At 56.4% G+C, this 20,200-nt stretch carries 21 protein-coding genes; 11 read left to right on the top strand and 10 right to left on the bottom strand.

Annotated elements, in window-relative coordinates:
- Positions 1–39: 39 nt before the first annotated feature.
- The 3 genes from HMPREF3178_RS07250 to HMPREF3178_RS07240 form a co-directional block, all read right to left on the bottom strand.
- On the bottom strand, positions 40–648 hold the full coding sequence (locus HMPREF3178_RS07250; RefSeq protein WP_017145244.1) for a glutathione S-transferase: 609 nt from the start codon (positions 646–648) through the stop codon (positions 40–42).
- Between the two features lie 91 nt (positions 649–739).
- Positions 740–1,876, bottom strand: coding sequence for an HlyD family secretion protein (locus tag HMPREF3178_RS07245; protein ID WP_004116365.1), 1,137 nt, complete (start codon positions 1,874–1,876; stop codon positions 740–742).
- A gap of 3 nt (positions 1,877–1,879) precedes the next feature.
- Positions 1,880–2,251: a DUF3302 domain-containing protein gene (locus HMPREF3178_RS07240; protein WP_017145243.1), complete on the bottom strand. Its 372-nt coding sequence runs from the start codon at positions 2,249–2,251 to the stop codon at positions 1,880–1,882.
- A gap of 535 nt (positions 2,252–2,786) precedes the next feature.
- Between HMPREF3178_RS07240 and mtlA the strand changes: the two genes are divergently transcribed.
- The 3 genes from mtlA to mtlR all read left to right on the top strand — a co-directional run bounded on the left by mtlA (position 2,787) and on the right by mtlR (position 6,562).
- Positions 2,787–4,697, top strand: coding sequence for a PTS mannitol transporter subunit IICBA (mtlA, locus tag HMPREF3178_RS07235; RefSeq protein WP_004106823.1), 1,911 nt, complete (start codon positions 2,787–2,789; stop codon positions 4,695–4,697).
- Between the two features lie 123 nt (positions 4,698–4,820).
- Positions 4,821–5,969 (top strand): mannitol-1-phosphate 5-dehydrogenase, encoded by a 1,149-nt coding sequence (gene mtlD, locus HMPREF3178_RS07230; protein ID WP_017145242.1) that lies wholly within the window; start codon positions 4,821–4,823, stop codon positions 5,967–5,969.
- The gene (gene mtlR / locus HMPREF3178_RS07225; RefSeq protein WP_024274809.1) at positions 5,966–6,562 is read left to right on the top strand and encodes a mannitol operon repressor MtlR; all 597 of its coding nucleotides are present in this window, start codon (positions 5,966–5,968) and stop codon (positions 6,560–6,562) included. Before mtlD ends, mtlR begins: the two co-directional genes overlap by 4 nt.
- On the opposite strand, the gene HMPREF3178_RS07220 is transcribed toward mtlR, so the two are convergent.
- Positions 6,551–6,775, bottom strand: coding sequence for a hypothetical protein (locus HMPREF3178_RS07220; protein WP_004106828.1), 225 nt, complete (start codon positions 6,773–6,775; stop codon positions 6,551–6,553). The two genes, mtlR and HMPREF3178_RS07220, sit on opposite strands and share 12 nt — an antisense overlap.
- 275 nt (positions 6,776–7,050) lie before the next feature.
- Here HMPREF3178_RS07220 and HMPREF3178_RS07215 point away from each other — a divergent pair, with 275 nt between their 5' ends.
- From HMPREF3178_RS07215 to trmL, 5 genes are all read left to right on the top strand, one after another.
- Positions 7,051–7,413, top strand: coding sequence for a YibL family ribosome-associated protein (locus HMPREF3178_RS07215; RefSeq protein ID WP_004106830.1), 363 nt, complete (start codon positions 7,051–7,053; stop codon positions 7,411–7,413).
- 356 nt (positions 7,414–7,769) lie between these two features.
- On the top strand, positions 7,770–9,425 hold the full coding sequence (lldP, locus tag HMPREF3178_RS07210) for an L-lactate permease (RefSeq protein ID WP_004106831.1): 1,656 nt from the start codon (positions 7,770–7,772) through the stop codon (positions 9,423–9,425).
- The gene (lldR, locus tag HMPREF3178_RS07205) at positions 9,422–10,195 is read left to right on the top strand and encodes a transcriptional regulator LldR (protein WP_004106838.1); all 774 of its coding nucleotides are present in this window, start codon (positions 9,422–9,424) and stop codon (positions 10,193–10,195) included. The genes lldP and lldR overlap by 4 nt, the downstream gene beginning before the upstream one ends.
- Positions 10,195–11,418 (top strand): FMN-dependent L-lactate dehydrogenase LldD, encoded by a 1,224-nt coding sequence (lldD, locus tag HMPREF3178_RS07200; protein ID WP_004116380.1) that lies wholly within the window; start codon positions 10,195–10,197, stop codon positions 11,416–11,418. The genes lldR and lldD overlap by 1 nt, the downstream gene beginning before the upstream one ends.
- A 126-nt stretch (positions 11,419–11,544) precedes the next feature.
- Complete coding sequence (gene trmL, locus HMPREF3178_RS07195; RefSeq protein ID WP_004106843.1) at positions 11,545–12,018, top strand: tRNA (uridine(34)/cytosine(34)/5-carboxymethylaminomethyluridine(34)-2'-O)-methyltransferase TrmL; 474 nt, start codon at positions 11,545–11,547, stop codon at positions 12,016–12,018.
- Positions 12,019–12,122: 104 nt separating this feature from the next.
- Here the strand turns inward: trmL and cysE are convergent, their stop codons facing one another.
- The 5 genes from cysE to HMPREF3178_RS07170 all read right to left on the bottom strand — a co-directional run bounded on the left by cysE (position 12,123) and on the right by HMPREF3178_RS07170 (position 15,363).
- A complete protein-coding gene (cysE, locus tag HMPREF3178_RS07190) occupies positions 12,123–12,944 on the bottom strand; it encodes a serine O-acetyltransferase (protein ID WP_004106845.1) in 822 nt (273 codons plus the stop codon).
- An 80-nt stretch (positions 12,945–13,024) separates the two neighbouring features.
- Complete coding sequence (gpsA, locus tag HMPREF3178_RS07185; RefSeq protein ID WP_004106848.1) at positions 13,025–14,041, bottom strand: NAD(P)H-dependent glycerol-3-phosphate dehydrogenase; 1,017 nt, start codon at positions 14,039–14,041, stop codon at positions 13,025–13,027.
- Entirely contained in the window at positions 14,041–14,508 is a 468-nt protein-coding gene (gene secB, locus HMPREF3178_RS07180; protein ID WP_004106849.1) for a protein-export chaperone SecB, read from the bottom strand. The genes gpsA and secB overlap by 1 nt, the downstream gene beginning before the upstream one ends.
- Before the next feature lie 60 nt (positions 14,509–14,568).
- Positions 14,569–14,820, bottom strand: a complete 252-nt coding sequence (grxC, locus tag HMPREF3178_RS07175) for a glutaredoxin 3 (protein WP_004106850.1) — start codon at positions 14,818–14,820, stop codon at positions 14,569–14,571.
- Positions 14,821–14,931: 111 nt separating this feature from the next.
- Positions 14,932–15,363 (bottom strand): rhodanese-like domain-containing protein, encoded by a 432-nt coding sequence (locus HMPREF3178_RS07170; protein WP_004106853.1) that lies wholly within the window; start codon positions 15,361–15,363, stop codon positions 14,932–14,934.
- Positions 15,364–15,608: 245 nt separating this feature from the next.
- Here HMPREF3178_RS07170 and gpmM point away from each other — a divergent pair, with 245 nt between their 5' ends.
- From gpmM to HMPREF3178_RS07155, 3 genes are read left to right on the top strand one after another with little or no spacing between them, the layout of a single operon-like run.
- On the top strand, positions 15,609–17,153 hold the full coding sequence (gene gpmM / locus HMPREF3178_RS07165) for a 2,3-bisphosphoglycerate-independent phosphoglycerate mutase (protein WP_017145241.1): 1,545 nt from the start codon (positions 15,609–15,611) through the stop codon (positions 17,151–17,153).
- 9 nt (positions 17,154–17,162) lie between these two features.
- The gene (gene envC / locus HMPREF3178_RS07160; protein ID WP_004106857.1) at positions 17,163–18,434 is read left to right on the top strand and encodes a murein hydrolase activator EnvC; all 1,272 of its coding nucleotides are present in this window, start codon (positions 17,163–17,165) and stop codon (positions 18,432–18,434) included.
- Between the two features lie 3 nt (positions 18,435–18,437).
- Complete coding sequence (locus HMPREF3178_RS07155; RefSeq protein ID WP_032726811.1) at positions 18,438–19,373, top strand: divergent polysaccharide deacetylase family protein; 936 nt, start codon at positions 18,438–18,440, stop codon at positions 19,371–19,373.
- Here the strand turns inward: HMPREF3178_RS07155 and HMPREF3178_RS07150 are convergent.
- A complete protein-coding gene (locus tag HMPREF3178_RS07150) occupies positions 19,370–20,167 on the bottom strand; it encodes a glycosyltransferase family 2 protein (protein WP_004106861.1) in 798 nt (265 codons plus the stop codon). The two genes, HMPREF3178_RS07155 and HMPREF3178_RS07150, sit on opposite strands and share 4 nt — an antisense overlap.
- Positions 20,168–20,200 lie beyond the last annotated feature (33 nt).

The raw sequence follows: 20,200 nt of genomic DNA, 5'->3' as shown, positions 1-20,200 counted from the left end.
ATTGTAATCCCTTCACGAGAAAACTGTTACCTGCCTGGGTCAACTCACCGGCGGTTCGGTGCGCGCAAAGCTGGCGCGCTGAAAGAGGGAATCCACCAGACGGACCAGCTTCGGTCGGGTGGCGCACCAGCCTGGCGCGACGCGGCGGAAATTGAGATAAGCGATGGCGCAGGCTGCGGAAATGGTCGCCAGATTAACCTCATCAGGGCGCAACGTTCCGTCAGTCGCATAGCCTTCCAGCGCATCGAGACCGCGCGCGACCTTTTCGCGCTGGCGCAGCAGTTCACTTTCCGACTGCTGCGCCGCTGGCCGCGCTTTCTCCCGTACCAGAGTTTGCGCGGCCTCCATCACCCCATCTGCCAGCGCCTCAATTTGACGCAGTTTCAGCGCGGCTTTCGGTTCCGCAGGCAGCATAGCCGGGGCGATGCCGAGCAGCTCCAGGTATTGAGCAATAATGGGAGAATCGTACCAGCAGTCGCCGTCATCGGTGACCAGCGCGGGCACTTTTCCCAGCGGATTATACTGCGCCACGCCGTTAGTCTCGTGGTAAGGGAATTCGTTGACGAACTCAAAGGGGAGCGCTTTTTCCAGCAGTATGACGGAAATTTTGCGCACAAAGGGACTGGTGTAGCTGCCGATCAGTTTCATTGCCTGCTCCTTTCGCCAACAAAGTAATAAGTATGGCGCAGGCGCAGGCAAATAGCAGAGAGAGAAATCACCCCATGCCAGACTGACCCCGCTAATGGTCCAGATAGAGATAGTGCATCCAGCTGGTCATGCGCAGTAGCACTTTACGCATCACCGAAACGTGGGTGAAATGATCGGAGTAAACCGCCACCTGGGCATAGATCCCGTCAGGCAGAGCGTCGACGGCAGCGTTGGGCTCCAGCTCAATGGTCGCCAGCACGCCATCGGTACCCGGCGTCACCGTCAGTGCCTGCAGCGTGCCCTGCGCCTGGTATGTTCCGCCCGGCACGACCGGCAGGATACTTACCAGTTTGCCGCGAAAGACCTGTCCCGGCAGCGCGTTGAACACCGCTTCGGCATCGTCGCCCTGCTCCAGCCTGAGCAGCGAATTTTGCCGGAACTGCGCCACGATGAGGCGTTTCTGTTGCGGAATAAAGACCATCACCGGCCGCAGAGGCAGCGAGGCGGCATAGGTACCGGGACGAATCAGGACCTGGGTAATATAACCGTCGCTGGGCGCGCGCACGGTGGTCTGGTCAAGATTATATTTCGCCTCCGCCAGCTGCGCGCGGAGGCTCACTATCTGAGACTGCTCGCCGTTAACCATGCTGTCGAGCTGACTCTGAATTTGCGCCTGCTCCGCCACCGATCCTTTCACCATCGCATCCTGGGCGAGGTAGTTTTGCCGGGCATTATCGATATCGCTTTCCGAAAACGGATTAACCCGCGCCTGGCTTCCTTTCAGGTAGCGCTGATAATCCTTATACAGACGGTCGCGCTCCGCCGAAACGCGCGTGGTGTTGGCCTGAGCCTCAGAAAGCTGGGCTTTAAGGGTATTGATACTGTGCAGCGCGGTCACAAGATCGGCCTGGAGTCTGTCGACCCGCGCCTGATAACGTGTCGGGTCGATGGTAAACAGCACCTCTCCCTTTTTAACTCGTTGATTGGCTTTATCCGTAACGCTGCTGACCACTCCGGTAACCTGCGGGGTAATCGGAATAGAAATCACCGCCTTCTGCGCAGTGAAGGTATAAGGATGGTTGTAGTTCATTAATAAAATAAGCGCGCTAACAATAAATACGCCGCCCAGCGCCGCGGTGGGAACCGTCCATTTATTTACCGGGATCTTAAATATTTTAAATATCGACCAGGCTATCGCCACGTAGGTTAAAATAATCAGCAGATCCATGAGTTATTTCTCCACCGTAGGGGATTGGGCAGATGGCTGAATACCCGTTATCTGCTTTTCAAGCGCAATAACCCGTTGCCGCAGTTCGCTAAGTTCATCCTCGCTTTCCGTCGCCTCCGGCGACATCTCATCCCGCGAGTGCTGCATCCCCCAGCCGCGTTCAGGCCGATAAAGCGTGGCCCAGATCCATAAAAACGGCCAGATAACGTGCAGAGTAAAAAGACTCACCCAACCCGCAACATGAATGGCATCGGCATGCGGGTGGTTACGTTTCTTCGCGATCAGATAAGGAATATCATGGAGAATGATGATTCCATAAAAAATCACCAGAAATACAAAGATCAGAACGCCGAGCGCAAAATAATTGAGAAACATAATTTCCTCGGATTTACGCTAATTATTTCCAGGATGTATGCCGGGCCCGACAAAAAAAGGGCTGACAAATTGAGCATAATTCACCCGTTTCATTTTCGCCATTGACGACTAAAATGTTCTTTAAGCCCTCACGTTGCTGAATGACGCATCAGCAAGCAGAACGCGGTATAACCTGCGCGAGATCACATCAGGGAAAATCCAGGTGAAAATATTTTGTGATATACATCACAAATAAATAACAAAACGTCAAAGTAAATTTGTGATTTTAATCACATAAAAATGCATTATCCCCCCTTAAAACCGGGTCTGTTGTTTTTTTACACACCCATTTTGTGACGAAGATCACTACAAAAGACCCTCGCCGCCCTATATTCATGTGATACAAGTCACATAAAAATCCATCGACTGGACAGCTTAACGATTCAGTGCCAGATTTCGCACTATCACTCAGGGCCCGGCTACCTCTGCCGCCTTATTAACAACAAGCCTCGGGCTTTCAGCCTGCCGATAGCAAAAACAGAAGAAGGGGTGTTTTATGTCATCCGATATCAAGATCAAAGTGCAAAGCTTTGGTCGTTTCCTCAGCAATATGGTGATGCCAAATATCGGCGCGTTTATCGCGTGGGGTATTATCACCGCACTATTCATTCCGACAGGATGGTTACCGAACGAAACGCTGGCGAAGCTGGTCGGTCCGATGATCACCTATCTGCTGCCGCTGCTGATCGGTTATACCGGCGGTAAGCTGGTTGGCGGCGAGCGTGGCGGCGTAGTCGGCGCGATTACCACCATGGGCGTTATCGTCGGCGCGGATATGCCGATGTTCCTCGGCTCCATGATCGCCGGTCCACTGGGCGGCTGGGCTATTAAAAAATTCGACGTGTGGGTAGACGGTAAGATCAAGTCCGGTTTTGAGATGCTGGTGAATAACTTCTCCGCAGGCATCATCGGTATGATCCTCGCTATCCTGGCGTTCCTCGGCATTGGCCCGGCAGTTGAAGTTCTGTCGAAAATCCTGGCTGCGGGCGTTAACTTCATGGTGGCGCACGACATGCTGCCGCTGGCGTCTATCTTTGTTGAACCGGCAAAAATCCTGTTCCTCAATAACGCCATCAACCACGGTATCTTCTCGCCGCTGGGCATCCAGCAGTCTCACGATCTCGGCAAATCTATTTTCTTCCTGATTGAAGCCAACCCGGGTCCGGGGATGGGCGTCCTGCTGGCATACATGTTCTTTGGTCGCGGTAGCGCGAAACAGTCTGCGGGCGGTGCGGCAATTATCCACTTCCTCGGCGGTATTCACGAAATTTACTTCCCGTACGTGCTGATGAACCCGCGCCTGATTCTGGCGGTTATCCTCGGCGGTATGACCGGCGTGTTTACCCTGACCCTTCTCAACGGCGGTCTGGTTTCTCCGGCCTCTCCGGGCTCCATCCTCGCCGTGCTGGCAATGACGCCGAAAGGCGCCTACTTCGCTAACATCGCCGCGATTGTTGCCGCCATGGCCGTCTCCTTCGTGGTTTCAGCCGTGCTGCTGAAAACCAGCAAAGTTAAAGAAGAAGATGATATTGAGGCCGCAACCCGCCGTATGCAGGATATGAAAGCGCAGTCCAAAGGCGGCGCCACTCCGCTGGCCGCGGGAGACGTGGCTAACGACCTGAGCCACGTGCGTAAAATCATCGTTGCCTGCGACGCCGGTATGGGCTCCAGCGCAATGGGCGCAGGCGTGCTGCGTAAAAAAGTGCACGATGCCGGACTGAGTAATATCTCCGTCACCAACTGTGCGATCAACAACCTGCCGCCGGATGTTGACCTGGTCATCACCCACCGCGACCTGACCGAGCGTGCGATGCGCCAGGTGCCGCAGGCGCAGCATATTTCGTTGACTAACTTCCTCGACAGCGGCCTGTACACCAGCCTGACCGAACGTCTGGTTGCGGCGCAGCGCCACACGGATAACGAAGAGAAAGTTCGCGATAGCCTGAAAGACAGCTTCGACGCGTCTGACACCAACCTGTTCAAACTCGGCGCGGAGAACATCTTCCTCGGCCGTAAAGCGGCGACGAAAGAAGAAGCGATTCTGTTTGCCGGCGAACAGTTGGTGAAAGGCGGCTACGTTGAACCGGAATACGTCCAGGCGATGCTGGATCGTGAAAAGCTGACCTCCACCTATCTGGGTGAGTCCATTGCGGTACCGCACGGCACCATTGAAGCCAAAGACCGCGTTCTGAAAACCGGCATCGTCTTCTGCCAGTACCCGGAAGGCGTGCGCTTTGGTGAAGAAGAGGATGAGGTGGCTCGCCTGGTTATCGGTATCGCCGCCCGTAATAACGAGCATATCCAGGTGATTACCAGCCTGACCAACGCGCTGGACGATGAGTCGGTGATTGAGCGTCTGGCGAAAACCACCAGCGTTGAAGAAGTTCTGACGCTGCTGAAAGCGTAACCTGTTGCCCGGCAGTGCGCCGGGCAACGCCCGCCTCTCCTCATTCGTGGGGAGAGGGTTCGGGTGAGGGAAAAGCCTCACCCGAACCCTCTCAGGTAAAAACATTAATTGAAGGTTAATACTATGAAAGCATTACATTTTGGCGCAGGTAATATCGGTCGTGGTTTTATCGGCAAACTGCTGGCGGACGCGGGGATACAGCTGACGTTCGCGGATGTAAATCAGGTCGTGCTTGATGCCCTGAATGCCCGTCATAGCTATCAGGTTCACGTGGTCGGCGAGAATGAGCAGGTTGATACCGTTTCCGGCGTTGACGCCGTCAGCAGCATCGGCGACGAAGTTGTCGAGCTGATTGCCAGCGTGGATCTGGTGACCACCGCCGTCGGCCCGGTCGTGCTGGAACGCATCGCCCCGGCGATTGCCAAAGGCCTGGCCAAACGTAAGGCGCAGGGGGTTACTGCCCCGCTCAACATCATCGCCTGCGAGAACATGGTCCGCGGTACCACCCAGCTGAAGGGACATGTCTTTAACGCCCTGGGCGAAGAAGATAAAGCCTGGGTTGAAGCCAACGTCGGCTTCGTTGATTCCGCCGTTGACCGCATCGTTCCGCCATCGGCTTCCGCTACTCACGATCCGCTGGAAGTCACCGTGGAAACCTTCAGCGAGTGGATTGTCGACAAGACCCAGTTCAAAGGCGAACTGCCGAACATCCCCGGTATGGAATTAACCGATAACCTGATGGCATTTGTCGAACGTAAGCTATTCACCTTAAACACCGGACATGCTATAACCGCCTACCTCGGAAAACTGGCGGGTCATCAGACCATCCGTGACGCGATTCTTGATGAGAAGATTCGCGCTGTGGTTAAAGGGGCCATGGAAGAGAGCGGCGCGGTGCTGATCAAACGCTATGCCTTTGACGCGCAGAAGCACGCTGCTTACATCCAGAAAATTCTCGGTCGCTTTGAGAACCCGTATTTGAAAGATGACGTTGAGCGCGTTGGCCGCCAGCCGCTGCGTAAACTGAGCGCGGGCGACCGTTTAATTAAGCCGCTGCTTGGTACGCTGGAATACGGCCTGCCGCACCGGAATCTGCTGAAAGGGATCGCCGCGGCGATGCACTTCCGCAGCGAAGACGATCCGCAGGCGCAGGAGCTGGCGGCGCTGATTGCCGAGAAAGGCCCACAGGCCGCGCTGGCGCAGATTTCTGGTCTGGACGCGGCAAGCGAAGTGGTGGCGGAAGCCGTTACCGACTACAACGCGACCAAATGAGGCAAGACCTGGCGCGGTCCGAACCGCGCCCATTACTCATGTCAGATATGCAGGCAATAATGGAAGAAACACAGGCATTTGAAAACCGTGTGCTTGAACGTCTGAATGCTGGCAAAACCGTACGAAGCTTCCTGATCGCCGCCGTTGAACTGCTGACGGAAGCGGTCAATATCCTGGTGCTTCAGGTATTCCGTAAAGACGACTACGCGGTGAAATACGCAGTGGAGCCGTTGCTGGACGGCGACGGGCCGCTGGGCGACCTTTCCGTACGCCTGAAGCTGATCTACGGCCTTGGGGTGATTAGCCGCGCCGAATATGAAGATGCCGAACTGCTGATGGCCATGCGCGAAGAGTTGAATCACGATGGTAATGAGTACAGTTTTACCGACGATGAGATCCTCGGACCGTTTGGCGAGCTGCACTGCGTCGCCGCCCTGCCGCCCACGCCGCAATTCGATGATAGCGATGCGGAGCTGCTGGCAATGCAAAAGCTGCGCTACCAGCAGGTCGTACGTTCAACAATGATGCTTTCTCTGACCGAGCTGATTTCTAAAATCAGCTTAAAAAAAGCCTTTCAAAAATCAACGCTCTGATTCTGACTCTTGCTGGTCGCACGTCGGCCGATAGAGCTGACGATAATACTCAAGACGTCGCAGAAACAGCGCTTCTTTATCAGCCGGAATATCCGGCGGTATATGCTGCAAACGCGGAGATTTTTTTAGATATTCCATAAAAGCCTGACTTGAAGCCATAAAATCTACGGCTTTATCAATAATACGCGGTACGCCGTCGCCTATTTTCGCCATCACGCTCTCCTCTGCTGGGGAATGATCCTATTAAGGATTAGCCAAAAATAGCGTTTCAGATGAGGAAAACGTGCTTAACAGCCGACAGGTTTCACAGAAATGAGTATTCGCCAACTCTGCCTTGAAACAGGAATAATTTTCAATAAGTTATATTGTGCCGTTACGCCTGTTAAGGGTAAAAAAATGGCGTCGTTTTGATAAATAACTACCCACAACCCAAGCGACAGCACATACTATAGTCTGATAATGCCCCTTTCTTAATAGATTAAACCACCATGAAAGAAGTCGAAAAAAACGAAATTAAGCGCCTGAGCGATCGTCTTGATGCTATCCGCCACCAGCAGGCCGAGCTGTCACTGGTCGAAGCTGCTGACAAGTACGCCGAACTGGAAAAAGAGAAAACCACCATTGAGACGGAGCTCGTCCGCCTGCGTGAGGTTCAGGGCCAGAAGCTGAGCAAAGAAGCGCAAAAGCTGATGAGCATGCCGCATCGCCGCGCCATCACCAAAAAAGAGCAGGCCGATATGGGCAAGCTTAAGAAAAGCGTACGCGGTTTGGTCGTTGTCCACCCGATGACCGCGCTGGGACGCGAAATGGGCCTCAAAGAGATGACCGGCTTCTCAAAAACCGAGTTCTGATATTTTCATCCCGTGAATCTCCCGGCTCGCGCTACGCTTAGCCGGGCTACGGGTTCACTGTCCTCTGCGAGAGCCGGTAGCCCGGACAGATGCGCAGCATCGCCTCCGGGATCTATTCTGTTACTATCGTTATTCACCGCCCCAATTGGCCCTACCAATTATTTCTTAAACCCCCTAATGGTTCACATATCCATCATTTTCCGTCACAATCATATTGCCCAGCAATAACATTTGATTAACCATTCCTTGTCGTTAATCCTACAATCGCAATTTGGCTGGGCCAATTTTACAAATGATGTGACCTGCTAAGAGCACAAGACTCAGCACGGCATCATGGCGGCCCGATGGAGACCTGCATGAACCTCTGGCAACAAAATTACGATCCGGCCGGCAACATCTGGCTATCGAGTCTTATCGCATCGCTACCGATTCTGTTTTTCTTTTTTGCCCTGATTAAGCTCAAGCTGAAAGGGTACGTCGCCGCGACCTGGACCGTGGTCATTGCGCTCTCCGTCGCCCTGCTGTTCTACAAGATGCCGGTTGACCACGCGCTGGCCTCCGTCATCTACGGCTTCTTCTACGGCCTGTGGCCAATCGCGTGGATTATTATCGCCGCGGTCTTCGTCTATAAAATTTCGGTGAAAACCGGGCAGTTCGACATTATCCGCTCATCAATCTTATCGATTACTCCGGACCAGCGTCTGCAAATGCTGATCGTCGGTTTCTCCTTCGGCGCCTTCCTTGAAGGGGCCGCCGGTTTTGGCGCGCCGGTCGCCATCACCGCAGCGCTGCTGGTAGGACTCGGCTTTAACCCGCTGTATGCGGCGGGCCTGTGCCTGATCGTTAATACCGCGCCGGTGGCGTTTGGCGCGATGGGCATTCCGATTCTGGTCGCCGGGCAGGTTACGGGACTCGACAGCTTTGAAATTGGCCAGATGGTCGGCCGCCAGCTGCCATTTCTGACCATCATCGTGCTGTTCTGGATCATGGCGATTATGGACGGCTGGCGCGGCATTAAAGAGACCTGGCCTGCGGTCATGGTTGCCGGCGGCTCCTTTGCTATCGCTCAGTACCTCAGCTCAAACTTCCTCGGCCCGGAGCTGCCGGACATTATCTCTTCGCTGGTATCGCTGGTCTGTCTGACGCTGTTCCTCAAACGCTGGCAGCCGGTACGCATCTTTCGCTTCGGCGATATGGGCGCATCGCAGGTCGATATGAACCTGGCGCGCACGCACTACACGCCGGGACAGGTGATTCGCGCCTGGACACCGTTCCTGTTTCTGACCGCCACCGTGACCCTGTGGAGCGTGCCTCCGTTCAAAGCGCTCTTCGCTCCCGGCGGCGCAATGTACGATTTTGTGATTAATATTTCCGTGCCGTTCCTCGACAAGATGGTAGCGCGCATGCCGCCGGTGGTTAGTGAAGCCACGCCATATGCCGCGGTCTATAAATTTGACTGGCTCTCCGCCACCGGCACCGCGATCCTGTTCGCCGCGCTGCTTTCCATCGTCTGGCTGCGCATGAAGCCAAAAGATGCGATTTCCACCTTTGGCAGCACGCTGAGAGAGCTGGCGTTGCCGATTTACTCCATCGGCATGGTGCTGGCGTTCGCCTTTATTTCCAACTATTCCGGTCTATCCTCAACGCTGGCGCTGGCGCTGGCGCACACCGGCCATGCATTTACCTTCTTCTCGCCGTTCCTCGGTTGGCTGGGGGTATTCCTGACCGGTTCAGATACCTCGTCTAACGCGCTTTTTGCCGCGCTGCAGGCCACTGCGGCCCAGCAGATTGGCGTCTCCGATATCCTGCTGGTCGCAGCAAATACCACCGGCGGCGTGACCGGGAAAATGATCTCCCCGCAGTCGATCGCCATCGCCTGTGCGGCGGTCGGCCTGGTGGGTAAGGAGTCCGATCTATTCCGCTTTACCGTCAAACACAGCCTGATTTTCACCTGTATGGTCGGCGTCATCACCACGCTGCAGGCGTATGTCTTAACCTGGATGATCCCGTGATAGTGATGCCAAAACGCCTTGCCGACGACGTCGCCCGTCGCGTGCGGGCGCTGATTGAAGAACAAAAGCTGGAGGCGGGCATGCGATTGCCCGCCGAGCGCCAGCTGGCAACGCAGCTCGGCGTATCGCGCAATTCTCTGCGCGAAGCGCTGGCGATGTTAGTCAACGAAGGGGTGCTGCTCAGCCGTCGCGGCGGCGGCACCTTCGTGCGCTGGCAGCACGAAGCGTGGTCGGAGCAAAACATCGTTCAACCGCTGAAGACGCTGCTCTCCGACGACCCCGATTACAGCTTTGATATCCTCGAAGCCCGTCATGCTATTGAAGCCAGCACCGCCTGGCATGCGGCAATGCGGGCAACCGATGCCGAAAAAGAGAAAATCCGCCTCTGCTTTGAAGCCACCCAAAGTGAAGACCCGGACCTTGCCTCGCAGGCCGATGTCCGCTTCCACCTGGCGATCGCCGAAGCCTCGCACAATGTGGTGCTCCTGCAAACCATGCGCGGTTTTTTTGACCTCTTACAATCCTCAGTCAAGGAGAGCCGCCAGCGGATGTATCTCGTCCCGCCGGTATTCGCTCGCCTCACCGAACAGCACCTGGCGGTCATGGAGGCGATTGTCGCCGGTGACCCGGAAGGTGCCAGACAGGCGATGATGGCCCATCTGGGCTTCGTTCACGCCACCATCAAACGTTTTGATGAAGACCAGGCCCGCCAGGCGCGAATTACCCGCCTGCCCGGTGACCATAACGACAATTCCAGGGAGAACTTGTGATGATTATTTCCGCCGCCAGCGACTACCGCGCCGCCGCACAGCGTATCCTGCCACCGTTCCTGTTCCACTACATCGACGGCGGCGCTTACGCCGAGCACACCCTGCGCCGCAACGTTGAGGATCTCTCCGACGTGGCCCTGCGCCAGCGCATTCTGCGCAATATGTCGGACCTGAGCCTGGAAACCACCTTATTCAATGAGAAGCTGGCGATGCCAACGGCGCTGGCGCCGGTCGGGCTGTGCGGGATGTACGCGCGCCGTGGTGAAGTGCAGGCCGCCGGCGCAGCGGATGAGAAAGGCATCCCCTTCACCCTCTCTACCGTTTCCGTCTGCCCGATAGAAGAAGTTGCCCCGACCATTAAACGTCCGATGTGGTTCCAGCTGTACGTTCTGCGCGACCGCGGCTTTATGCGCAACGCGCTGGAGCGCGCGAAGGCGGCGGGTTGTTCAACGCTGGTCTTTACCGTCGATATGCCGACCCCCGGCGCACGCTATCGCGATGCTCACTCCGGGATGAGCGGCCCGAACGCGGCGATGCGCCGCTACTGGCAGGCCGTGACCCATCCGCAGTGGGCATGGGACGTCGGATTAAACGGCCGCCCACATGATTTAGGCAACATCTCCGCCTACCTCGGCAAGCCGACCGGCCTGGAGGATTACATCGGCTGGCTGGCGAATAACTTCGATCCCTCGATTTCCTGGAAAGACCTTGAGTGGATCCGTGAATTTTGGGATGGCCCGATGGTGATCAAGGGGATCCTCGATCCGGAGGACGCCCGCGACGCGGTGCGCTTCGGCGCTGATGGCATCGTGGTGTCTAACCACGGCGGCCGCCAGCTTGATGGGGTGCTCTCTTCCGCCCGCGCCCTGCCCGCGATTGCCGATGCAGTTAAAGGCGACATTACGATTCTCGCCGATAGCGGCATCCGCAACGGCCTCGATGTCGTGCGCATGATTGCCCTCGGCGCCGATAGCGTGCTGCTGGGCCGCGCTTATCTGTATGCGCTGGCCACGCACGGCAAGCAGGGTGTCGCCAATCTGCTGAACCTGATCGAAAAAGAGATGAAGGTGGCGATGACGCTGACCGGGACGAAAACCATCGGCGAAATCAGTCGTGAATCCCTGGTGCAAAACGCCGATGCGCTGCGGACTTTTGATGTTATTAAGGCGGGGAATGCGGCGGTTACCTCTAACCCTGAAGGAACCGTCCGGCAGGCGGGTTAACGTCCTCGTCGGGCCATCCGGCTCACAGGCTGGCGCCGGTTTGCTCCCGCTCCCTTTCCGCGAGAGGGTCGGGGTGAGGGTTAGCCAAATATCTGCTATTCTGCCCCCCGCAATTAAGGGGGCAGCATGCTTAACATCGTCTTATTTGAACCAGAAATCCCGCCAAATACCGGGAATATCATCCGCCTGTGCGCTAACACCGGCTTCAATCTGCATATTATCGAGCCTATGGGGTTTGCCTGGGATGATAAGCGCCTGCGCCGCGCCGGTCTGGATTACCACGAGTTCGCCGCCGTCCAGCGCCATCGCGATTACGCCGCGTTTGTTGAAAGCGCAAAGCCGCAGCGCCTGTTCGCCCTGACCACCAAAGGCACGCCGGCGCACAGCGCGGTGAGCTATCAGGACGGCGATTATCTGATGTTTGGCCCGGAAACTCGCGGACTGCCGGGCAGTATTCTTGATGCCCTGCCGCCAGAACAAAAAATCCGTATTCCGATGATGCCGGACAGCCGCAGCATGAACCTGTCAAATGCGGTGTCGGTGGTGGTCTATGAAGCCTGGCGCCAGCTGGGATATCCCGGCGCGGTACTGCGCAGCTGAGCTGGCTTTCTCCCGGAGGCGGCGCGTAGCGCCTGTCCGGGCTACCAGACTGCGCTCGGCTTTGTAGCCCGGATAGATGCGCAGCATCGCCTCCGGGAAATCAATCAAATACCGTCACCGTACTCGAAGGTATGGTGTATGCCATTAAAGTGCTGATCCATATCCATTGCGGGCTTATCGCTCTCTGGCTTGCCCACAATACGGGCCGGTACGCCTGCGGCGGTGGTATGCGGCGGCACCGGCTGCAGCACCACCGAACCCGCGCCGATTTTTGCTCCGCGCCCGACTTCGATGTTGCCGAGGATCTTCGCCCCGGCGCCAATCATCACCCCTTCACGAATTTTCGGATGACGATCGCCGCTGGTTTTACCGGTACCGCCGAGGGTCACGGATTGCAGAATCGATACATCGTCTTCAATCACCGCCGTTTCGCCGACGACAATACCGGTGGCGTGGTCAAGCATGATCCCGCGGCCAATCTTCGCCGCCGGGTGGATATCCACCTGGAACGATACGGAAACCTGATTTTGCAGGAAGATCGCCAGCGCCCGACGCCCCTGATTCCATAGCCAGTGGCCGATACGATAGGCCTGCAGCGCGTGGAACCCTTTCAGATAAAGCAGGGGGGTCGAGTATTTATCCACCGCCGGGTCGCGCGTTCGCACCGCCTGAATATCACAGGCGGCGGAGGCGATCATTTCCGGGTCAGCGGCGTAGGCCTCTTCCACTACTTCTCGGATCGCGATGGCGGGCATAATCGGAGAAGCCAGCTTGTTCGCCAGCATATAGCTCAGGGCGCTGCCGAGATTTTCGTGCTTGAGTAGCGTGGCGTGGTAAAAACTGGCGAGCATCGGCTCACAGTCAGCTAAAGCCCGGGCTTCGGCTTTAATATTATTCCAGACGATATCCAGTTCTTCACACGGCATTGCTGACTCCAGACGGTATAATCATGACCGGCCAGTTCTTCGCTGGCCGGGTCATTCAGGTGATCCAGGTTCCATTACGGTTAATTGCTGCGCTCGTCCTTGCGTGCACGGCCTAATAAGGTCAATGCTGCCTCGCGCGCAATTTTTCCGCAATACAATACCTGATAAATTTCCTCGGTTATTGGCATTTCGACGCCTAAACGCTGCGCCAGAACGCGAACCTCTTTGGTATTGCGATAGCCTTCAACCACCTGGCCAATCTTCTCCTGAGCGCTTTGCACATCCATACCCTGGCCGAGCATCATGCCGAAGCGGCGGTTACGCGACTGGTTATCGGTGCAGGTGAGCACCAGATCGCCTAAGCCCGCCATACCCATAAAGGTTTCCGGATCGGCGCCAAGGGCCTCCCCGAGGCGAGACATTTCGACCAGCCCGCGGGTAATCAGCGCGGTACGCGCATTGGCGCCAAAGCCGATGCCGTCAGACATGCCGGCGCCGATAGCGATAACGTTTTTCACCGCTCCGCCGAGCTGCACGCCGATAAAATCCGGGTTGATATAGACGCGGAAGCTCTTGCCGCAGTGCAGCAAGCGTTGCAAATCATCAGCAAACTGCGGATCCGTCGACGCCAGCGATATCGCCGTCGGCAGGCCTGCCGCCAGCTCTTTCGCAAAGGTCGGACCGGAAATTACCGCCAGCGGAATATCGTCGCCCAGGGCTTCACGGGCCACGTCCTGCAGCAGGCGTCCGGTTTCAGCTTCCAGACCTTTTGTCGCCCAGACCAGACGAGCGTCAGAGCGCATCAGCGGTTTAATCTGCCGCAGCACTTCGCCGAAAACGTGGCTCGGCACGACTACCAGAATATCGCGGCTGGCAGCCAGCGCGGTCGCCAGATCGCTTTCCAGATGCAGCGTGTCGGGGAAAGGAACGTCAGGAAGAAATGCGGCGTTGCAGCGATCGTGCTGCAGCGTCGCAATATGTTTCGGGTCATGGCCCCACAGCACAACGTGGTGGCCATTTCTTGCCAGGGTGATGGCAAGAGCGGTGCCGTAAGAGCCGGCACCGATTACAGTCATTGCAGCGTTAAGCGCGTTCATCAGGCATCCTGATGTTGTTCAGCACCTTCGCCAGCCTGCTGCTGCAGATAGTTCATAAACAGCGCATCGAAGTTCACTGGCGCAAGGTTCAGTTGCGGGAAGGTACCGCGAGAAACCAGGCTGGTGATGCACTCACGCGCGTACGGGAACAGAATGTTCGGGCAGTATGCGCCGAGGCAGTGCGCCATCTGGGTACCGTCGATGCCTTCGATGGAGAAAATACCGCCCTGCTGAACTTCACACAGGAATGCAGTTTCTTCGCCCAGCGAGGCGGTTACGGTGACACGCAGCACCACTTCATACACGCCTTCAGCCAGCTGGCTGGAAGCTGTATCCAGATCAAGTTTAACTTCCGGCTGCCAATCTTTCTGGAAAACTTGCGGCGCGTTCGGCGCTTCAAAAGAAATATCTTTGGTATAGATGCGCTGAATCTGGAAAGTCATTTCGGTGCTGTTTTGTTCTGACATAGTAAAACCCTTTCGTGTTGTCCTTAAGTACGCCCGTCCAATGGAGATGAGCGCAAAAAATTAGCGCAAGAGGGGATCGAGTCCACCACGTGAATCAAGCGCATACAAGTCGTCACAGCCGCCAATGTGCTGCGCATCAATAAAAATCTGCGGAACCGTCGTCCTACCGCTGCGCTGAATCATCTCTTCACGCTTTGCAGCATCGCCATCGATAGGCAACTCGTTGAACGTGACGCCCTTGCTGTTCAGCAGGGCTTTCGCACGCACGCAAAACGGACATGTCGCTTTGGTATAGATATCAATATTGGCCATGACTTCACTCCTGTTTTTACCCCCGAGGGTTTTACACCGCAGGCAATGTTCCCCCGCTGGCGAATCGCCGGCACAGGGGAAACCGCACTACGCCATAAAGACGCGGGTAAATTATTTACCGCGTACCAGCGGAAGGTTCTCGCCGCTCCAGCCTGCGATGCCTTCCTTCAGTACGAAGACCTTTTCAAAACCGGCTTTGTTCAGCGCGCTGGCGGGTTCTTGCGCCTGCATACCTGAGCCGTCTACTACTATAATGGGTTGTGCTTTGTGCTTTTCCAACTCGCCGACGTTATTTGCTTTGATATCGCTCGGCAGCAGGTTAATAGAACCCGCAATATGACCTTTGCGGAAATCGTCACGCTGACGCAGGTCGACAACCACGGCATCTTCTTTGTTGATCAGGCGCGTCGCTTCACCGCGGGTGATGACTTTAACTTTCGACATCAGCCCTTTAAAGGTGGTGAACAGCACCGCCGCCAGCAGCGCGACCCACGCGATGCTCAGGACGGGGTGACGGCTGATGAATTGCATAATTTCTTGCATGGGGGGTTACAACTCCCGACTAAGTGAGAAAAAAACCAGGGAAGGAGTATACCTGTGCATTGCGGCAAATACAGCCAGTGAGCGCGATGTAATGTATTTTCTGCGGCCCGTCACGAAAAAAAACCGCTCTCGCCGCGGCGATGCGCTCTGGCCGCCCTCTTTCTTTGATCTTTTACGGTGATTTGATCGATTCAGCTGTAGTAAAATTACGCAAATTTTCTGTCTTTGAGCATGAGGTTGTCGCAATGTCGGTTTCTAAAAAACCTATGGTACTGGTGATTCTGGATGGCTATGGCTACCGTGAAGACCAGCAGGATAACGCTATTTACAGCGCCAAAACCCCTGTTATGGACGCACTGTGGGCAAAACGTCCGCATACTCTGATTGATGCTTCAGGCCTGGAAGTCGGTCTGCCGGATCGTCAAATGGGTAACTCCGAAGTGGGCCACGTCAACCTCGGCGCGGGCCGCATCGTATATCAGGACCTGACCCGCCTGGACGTTGAAATCAAAGAACGCACCTTCTTCGCCAACCCGGTACTGACCGGCGCGGTGGATAAAGCCGTTGCCGCTGGCAAAGCCGTGCATATTATGGGCCTGATGTCTCCGGGCGGCGTCCACAGCCACGAAGACCACATCATGGCGATGGTGGAGCTGGCAGCCGAACGCGGCGCGGATAAAATCTATTTGCACGCTTTCCTCGACGGCCGCGATACCCCGCCGCGCAGCGCTGAAAAGACGCTGGCGAAATTCGAAGATAAATTTGCCGCACTCGGCAAGGGCCGCGTCGCCTCAATCATTGGCCGCTACTACGCCATGGATCGCGACAACCGTTGGGATCGCGTTGAGCAGGCTTACGATCTGATGACTCTGGCGAAAGGCGAGTTCCAGGCCGATACCGCCGTTGCGGGCCTGCAGGCCGCTTATGCACGCGATGAAAACGATGAATTCGTGAAAGCAACCGTTATTCGCGCTGAAGGCCAGGCCGATGCGGCCATGGAAGACGGCGATGCGCTGATTTTCATGAACTTCCGTGCCGACCGCGCTCGCGAAATCACCCGCGCCTTCGTTAACGCCGATTTCGACGGATTTGCCCGTAAGAAAGTGGTTAACCTCGATTTCGTCATGCTGACCGAGTACGCCGCAGACATTAAAGTCGCCTGTGCTTATCCGCCGGCATCTCTGGTGAACACCTTCGGCGAATGGATGGCGAAAAATGACAAAACCCAGCTGCGCATCTCCGAAACTGAAAAATACGCTCACGTCACCTTCTTCTTCAACGGCGGCGTTGAAGAGCCGTTCAAAGGCGAAGAGCGCATTCTGATCAATTCACCGAAGGTCGCAACCTACGATCTGCAGCCGGAAATGAGCTCCGCTGAGCTGACCGAAAAACTGGTTGCCGCCATCAAGGGCGGTCAGTTCGACACCATCATCTGTAACTACCCGAACGGCGATATGGTTGGCCACACCGGGGTGATGGAAGCCGCCGTTAAAGCAGTAGAAGCGCTGGATCGCTGCATTGACGAAGTGAGCAAAGCCGTTGAATCCGTTGGCGGACAGCTGCTGATCACCGCAGACCACGGCAACGCCGAGCAGATGCGCGATCCGGCCACTGGCCAGGCGCACACCGCGCACACCAACCTGCCGGTTCCGCTGATTTACGTTGGCGATAAAAACGTCAAAGCGGTCAACGGCGGCAAACTTTCCGACATCGCGCCGACCATGTTGACGCTGATGGGAATGGAAATCCCGCAAGAGATGACTGGCAAGCCGCTGTTCATCGTGGAATAATCCTTCCCCATGAGGGGAAAGGCGACTTATTCAACTACATGGATCGCAACGGCAGTTCGATCCGTCCTTTACGCCAGCGCGCTTAGCGCTGGCGTATTGCTGTGCGCCGCATCTGCTCACGCCGACGATCGCGACCAGCTTAAATCCATTCAGGCCGACATTGCCGCTAAACAGCGGGCGATTAAACAACAGCAGCAGCAGCGTGCTTCCCTGGTTGCCCAGCTTAAAGCGCAGGAGGAGGCCATCTCCGCCGCCGCGCGCAAGCTGCGCGAAACCCAGGAAACGCTGAACCAGCTAAATAAGCAGATCGACGAAATGAACGCCGCGCTCGCGAAGCTGGAGCGTCAGCGCGCCTCGCAGGAGCGCAACCTTTCCGCCCAGCTCGATGCCGCGTTTCGTCAGGGGCCGCACACCGGCATCCAGATGATCCTCAGCGGCGAAGAGGGGCAGCGTAATCAGCGTCTGCAGGCCTACTTTGGCTATCTGAATCAGGCGCGTCAGGAAACCATCGCCCAGCTCAAGCAAACTCGCGAAGACGTGGCGGTGCAAAAATCCATGCTGGAAGAGAAACAGAGCCAGCAGCAAACCCTGGTGTACGAGCAGCGCGCCCAGCAGAGTAAGCTGGAGCAGGCGCGCAACGAGCGTAAAAAAACCCTCGCCAGCCTTGAATCCTCTATTCAGCAAGGCCAGCAGCAGCTCAGCGAAATGCGGGCTAACGAATCACGCCTGCGCGGTCGTATCGCCCAGGCGGCGGCGGCGGCCAAAGCGCGAGCGGATCGCGAAGCCCGCGAAGCGCAGGACGTACGCAATCGCCAGCAGGAAGCCTCACGTAAAGGCACCACCTACAAACCTACCGAAAGCGAACGCTCGCTGATGTCCCGCACCGGCGGGCTTGGTTCACCGCGAGGCCAGGCATTCTGGCCGGTTCGCGGCTCAATTCTCCATCGCTATGGCGAACAGCTGCAAGGTGAACTACGTTGGAAGGGGATGGTTATCGCTGCGTCTGAAGGCACCGAGGTCAAAGCCGTTGCCGATGGTCGGGTTATTCTTGCCGACTGGCTGCAGGGCTATGGCCTGGTGGTGGTCGTTGAACACGGCAAAGGCGACATGAGTCTTTACGGCTATAACCAAAGCGCGCTGGTCAGCGTCGGCACTCAGGTCCGGGCGGGCCAGCCGATCGCTCTCGTAGGCAGCAGCGGCGGTCAGGGCCGTCCGTCGCTCTATTTCGAAATTCGCCGCCAGGGTCAGGCGGTCAATCCACAGCCGTGGTTGGGAAGATAAGTTTTGCTTCAATTTCGCAGAATTGCACTCGCGGTAACCAGTACGCTGGTTATGGCGTCGCCGGTTTTTGCCGGCAAACTCTCCATTGTTATCGACGACTTTGGCTATCGTCCACAAACGGAAAATCAGGTGCTGGCGCTGCCAGCGACGATCTCCGTTGCCGTACTTCCTAATGCGCCCCACGCCCGCGAAATGGCGACGAAAGCGCATAATCTCGGCCACGAGGTGCTAATTCACCTGCCGATGGCGCCGATCAGTAAACAGCCGCTGGAAAAAGATACCCTCCGCCCGGATATGAACAGCAGCGAGATAGAACGCATTATCCGCGAAGCCTACGGTAAGGTTCCGTACGCCGTGGGGCTGAATAACCATATGGGCAGCGCCATGACGTCGAATCTCTTCGGTATGCAGAAAGTGATGCAGGCGCTTGAGCGCTACAATCTCTACTTTCTGGATAGCGTCACCATCGGCAATACCCAGGCCATGCGGGCGGCGCAGGGCACCGGCGTTAAGGTGATTAAGCGTAAGGTTTTCCTCGACGATACCCAAAACGAAGCGGATATTCGCTATCAGTTCAACCGCGCCATCGCTTTGGCGCGACGCAACGGTTCCGCAATTGCTATCGGCCACCCGCACCCGACGACGGTGCGCGTGCTGCAGCAGATGGTGTATAACCTGCCGCCGGATATCACCCTGGTTCGCCCGAGCAGCCTGCTCAACGAGCCGCAGGTGGACACCTCAACGCCGAACGCTGCCCCGCCGCCGAAACAGCCGCCGCGCAACCCGTTCCGTGGCGTGAAGCAGTGCAAATCTAAGCGCCCTCCGGAGCCGATCAACGCCAGCCGCTTCTTTACCATTCTGAGCGAAAGCATCAGCAAGAGTACGCTGGTGCAGTATTACCAGCTGAAGTGGCAGGGCTGGGATACCCCCACCAACTAAACCGTCCTGGAGTCCCGGCGTTTATCCGCCGCGGATTCCGGCTTATCCTGATGGGCATACCAGGCTTTAAAGTATTTCAGAAAGCTATAAAAGGTCGCATAGAGCCCGGTGACCACGCCCACCTTACCCTTTCGCCAGGCCCCGCTGAACAGATACCATTTAAAGAAAGCGCCAATCGCGCTGATCGCTCCGCGTGCGAGAGATGGCCTGATCTTCTGGTATTTAACCAGCCGCGTAGTGTAGCTATTGAGCTTATTAAACACCTCATGCAGGGAGTAAAAGGTGTCGTGTCGCACGAAGCCCGGTAGCTTGCTGGAGTGCTGAAAGCCCACGACCTGATCGTCTACCGGCCGATCGTTGAACCTGGCGACGGAGCGATTAAACAAACGAACCGGGAAATCCGGCGATGATACCGGATAAATGGTGCGAACCTCCTCGCCCAGTACGAACCAGTAACGCGGCAGTCGCCAGGCGCGGGCCGGGTCAGGATCGTCCCCCGCCTTCAGCGCCAGAATAGCCGCCACCACTTCGTCGTCAAGAATCTCATCGCTATCCATACACAGCACCCAATCGTGGCAGGCCAGAGAGGTCGCGTAGTTCATCTGCGCGCCGTGAGAAGTATAGGGATGATGGTGAACGGTGAGCCCGAACTGTTGGCAAATCTGCAGCGTGGCATCCGTGCTGCCTGAGTCGATGACGATAAATTCATCGGCCACCTTAAGCAAAGGTGGTAAAACCTCCCGTAATAAGCGGGATGAATTACAGGTCAATAAGCATACAGAGAGTTTAAGCATAGTACTTGTGTGGTTAAACTGCGATTAAACTGA

Source organism: Klebsiella sp. HMSC09D12, assembly GCF_001808475.1.
In the GTDB taxonomy this organism is placed as follows: domain Bacteria; phylum Pseudomonadota; class Gammaproteobacteria; order Enterobacterales; family Enterobacteriaceae; genus Klebsiella; species Klebsiella oxytoca.
The sequence above is the reverse complement of the archived record's forward strand: the minus strand, read 5'-3'. Positions and strand labels throughout refer to the sequence as shown.